This is a genomic window from Ignavibacteria bacterium (genome assembly GCA_016873845.1).
GTDB lineage: Bacteria > Bacteroidota > Ignavibacteria > Ch128b > Ch128b > JAHJVF01.
Genome location: VGVX01000121.1, coordinates 1 through 4,075, shown reverse-complemented (window position 1 = coordinate 4,075; position 4,075 = coordinate 1). Strand labels below are relative to the sequence as shown.

General features: G+C 37.1%; 3 protein-coding genes. All 3 read right to left on the bottom strand.

What is annotated here, in order from left to right:
- On the bottom strand, nt 1–2,288 hold a 2,288-nt coding region (locus FJ213_12990), incomplete at its 3' end, for a xanthine dehydrogenase (protein MBM4177066.1).
- Between the two features lie 10 nt (nt 2,289–2,298).
- Nucleotides 2,299–2,907 carry a transposase gene (locus FJ213_12985; GenBank protein ID MBM4177065.1) on the bottom strand — a complete coding sequence of 203 codons (609 nt, stop codon included), beginning with the start codon at nt 2,905–2,907 and terminating at the stop codon, nt 2,299–2,301.
- Nucleotides 2,852–4,075: (2Fe-2S)-binding protein (locus FJ213_12980; GenBank protein ID MBM4177064.1), on the bottom strand; the 1,224-nt coding region annotated here is incomplete at its 5' end. The genes FJ213_12985 and FJ213_12980, both read right to left, overlap by 56 nt.

Genomic DNA, 4,075 nt, shown 5'->3' with positions numbered 1-4,075 from the left:
GGGGTTTCGGAAACAGATTTATTAATAGCTTTCTCTGGCTTATAAAGTGAAAGTAAAACTCTTTCTGGAGTTAATGGAGATTTAAGCTCAACATCAATTTCTGGGTTAAATGATCTCATCGCATTCATTAGCGCAAAGAAAACACCAATGCCGTACATGAACGGCGGTTCGCCAATTGCTTTTGATTTAAACGGTCCGTAAGGATTCGGCGCATCTTCAAGAAAATGAATTTGAATATCTTTCGGCGCACCGTGAATATCAGGAACTTTGTATGTTGAAAGTGCATCAGTTAAAAGCTTACCCTTATCATCCCATAAAAGCTCTTCACATGTCATCCAGCCAATACCTTGTGCAATTGCACCTTCGGCCTGTCCGCGGTCGATGACGGGATTCAAACTTTCGCCGAAATCGTGAACGACTTTCACCGAATCGATTTCATAAATTCCACGCAGACAATCGAGTGTTACTTCAATTAACGCTGTTCCATAAACGTGATAAGCAAAAGGATTCCCCTTTGATTTTTCTCTATCGAAAAAAACCCCAGGCGTGGCATGATGCGCATGAGCAGAAAGGCTGATTCTTTTCATATAAGTTGAGCTGACAAGTTTTTCCCAGGTTAACTCGGTTTTTTTATTATCGTAAAAAACAAACTCATTTTGAATTGAAATTTTTTTCTCATCAGAAAATCCAAGTTCTTCTGCTGCAGATTTTTGTAATCTTTTCAGAATCAAATTGCAAGCTTCCATTGTTGCAAAACCATTAAGATCGGCGCCCTTGCTTGCAGCGGTTGGTGATGTATTTGCAATTCGAGAAGTGTTTGTTGATTCGACTTTCACTCGCATCGGATCAATTGAAAACATTTTAGCAGCAATCGAATGAAGTTTAGCATTTACTCCTTGTCCCATCTCGACTGCGGCTGTGCTTACGCTTACGCTTCCATCTGTATAAACATGAACGAGTGCACTTGCTTGGTTCAAAAACGTTGAGGTGAATGAAATACCAAAGCATACCGGCATGAGAGCTGAACCCTTTTTGATGAATTTATTCTCTCTGTTGAATTCACCAATTTTATTTTTAACAGATTCCACTTGATATTTTTTAACAGCTTCTTCATAACATCTTTTGGCTCGACAGTTCTCGGCTCTCTGTCCATATGGGAATTCATCTCCCTCGTTAAGTAAGTTTTTTTTCTGGATAAAAGAAGGTTCAACTCCCATCACTTGTGCAGCTTTATAAATAGCTGATTCAATAACAAACATTCCCTGCGGGCCGCCAAATCCTCTAAATGCTGTGAAAGGAGCTAAATTAGTTTTGCAGCTGTAAGCTGTCGCTTTTACATTTGGAATGTAATAGCTGTTCGTACAGTGAAAAAGAGTTCTTTCTAAAATGGCCGGGGATAGATCCGCAGCCGCACCGGCATTTTGGTAGAAAGTAACTTCGTAAGCGAGGATCTTTCCCTCTTTTGTTAATCCAATTTTAAAATCAGAAGAATACGGATGACGCTTGCCAGTTAATCTAATATCTTCCTGACGTGGAAGAATTAATTTCACGGGACGATTTAATTTCATTGCAGCGAGTGCCGTCATAACCGCCCAGGCTGTAGCTTGATCTTCCTTTCCGCCAAATCCGCCGCCTAATCTTAACACATCCACTTCAACTTTATGCATTGAAATTCCGAGCACGCGTGCGGCAGTTCGCTGAACCGCAGTTGGATTTTGAGTTGCCGAAATTATCTTAATTCCACCTCGTTCAATCGGATAAGAGAAAGCTCCTTGTGTTTCGAGGTAAATATGTTCTTGTCCACCGGATTCAACTGTGTCTTCAATTATATAGTCACATTTACCCCAAGCATCTTCTATATTTCCGGTCGAAAATACTTTTGGTGGAATTATAAGTTTTCCTTTTTCGAATGCTTCTCGTGGGTTAAGGATTGGTTTAAGTTCTTCGAATTCGCATTTGATTTTTTTAGATGCTTCTTTTGCTTTGAGCTCTGTCTCTCCGACAACAAATGCAATTGGATGACCGATGAAATGGACTTCATCTTCAGCGAAGAGATTCTCGTCGTAAACAATTCCGCCGATTTGATTTTCGCCAGGAATATCTTTCGCAGTAAAAATTGCTGAAACACCTTCGGATTTTAATGCTTCAGATAAATCGATGTTTAGAATTTTTCCATGTGCGATAGGTGAGTAAAAAACATAGCCATGCAGAAGGCCATCTGGAGTTAAAACATCGTCAACAAATTGCGATTCGCCGCGAACATGTTTTATTGAATCAATGTTTTTCATATAAACTTTTTCAATTTCTATTCGGATTTTCTAAATCAATTGACCATTTAAGCGGATTATTGATCATATATTTTCTAATTTCATACAAAGATTTATCATTTCGAATAATATGTTCATGAAATCGAGGCTGCCAATGAAAATATGAAAATCCATTTTTATTACACCATCTTTTTACGGAGCCTTTGAATTGATTAATTATTATCGACAAAGAATTTTTTATCGGATTTGAAAATTTGTTCTTAAATTTTAATTGTAGAGACACGCCGCGGCGTGTCTCTACATTATCGTCTAAAATAATAATCCCATGAATATGGTTTGGCATTATAACATAATAATCCAGCTCAACATTTTTTCTGATCTCTTTGGTTTTTAACCATTCTCGTTCTACAATTATTCCCAATTCGTTCAAAATCATCTTGTCATTTTTCACTTCGCCAAAAAAGCCTTCTTTGTTTTTTGTACAAATTGTAACATAATACCATCCAGGATTAGAATAATCATACTCAGGTAATCTTGTGGATCCGATTCGATATTTATTTTGAAATAATGACATTGCTAATAGACTAATAACTAATTTCAAAAATTTTGTTTTCCGGAAACAATTTGAAAAAATGTGCAAATATCAATTGACGCAATAGCAGACTCTTATATTCGGCACTGCCGCGTGCATCGCTAATTGGAGAGATTTCACTCACAGCAATTTCTCCTGCTTCGGCAACAACATTTTCTGAAATAGACTTGCCTAATAAATAATTTCTAGTTTTTGCTAAATACATTGGTATTGGCGCAACGCCTCCAGCGGAAAGATGGATTTCAGTTATTTGTTCGCCATTGACTTCGATATACATAGATGAATTTACACTTGCTATATCGAGGTACGTTCGTTTAGAAACTTTTTCAAAATTGAATCGGGAATTTTTCTCGGGAATTTGAAAACTAAAATATTCAACCAGCTCGTTTTTATCGAGGTCAAGAGTTTTATATCCTTTGAAAAAATTTTTTAATGGAACTTGTCTTTCAGATTTTCCATTTGTGATGTGGACATTCGAATCAAGTGCAAGCAAAATATTTGTCATATCACCAATTGGAGAAGCATTTACAATGTTCCCACCAACAGTTGCACGATTACGAATCGGAATCGAACCAAATAGTATTAAGTAATTTGGAAACTCTGGGAAATATTTCTTCATTAATTGTGACTGCTCAAGTTCGGCAATTGTTGTTGTGCTTCCAATATGAATTTCTCCATTAACTTCTTCTACAAACGAAAGTTTTTTATAGGATGAGATCAAATTAACTTGCGAATTTATGAGCGACTCCCACTTTTGAACGTAAAGATCTGTTCCGCCTGAAATCAAAAATTCGAATTGATCATTGCTTTTGCCAACAATTTCTGATCTCAGCTTTTTATTTAGGTCTATGAGTCTTTTTTTTATTCCGCTGAAATAATTGGGAATTATTTGTGCGGTAATCAAGTTATCAAATTTGTAATCGCCATTTTGAATTGAATCGAAACTTGCTGCAGCTCGTTCGGCGGCACGTTTAATTCCTGAATATCCTGTGCATCGGCATATATTTCCGTTCATTGAATCTATTGCATCAAGAGCATTGTAGTTTTGATTAATTAAGAAATAACCTGTCAAGGAAACTATAAATCCAGGTGTACAAAATCCGCATTGAGTTCCCCCTTCATCGACAAAAGCACTTTGAATTGGAGACAGTTCGTCGCTGTTCAAACCTTCGATTGTAACCACGTGTTTACCATGGACATCGCCGAGCGGCATTAA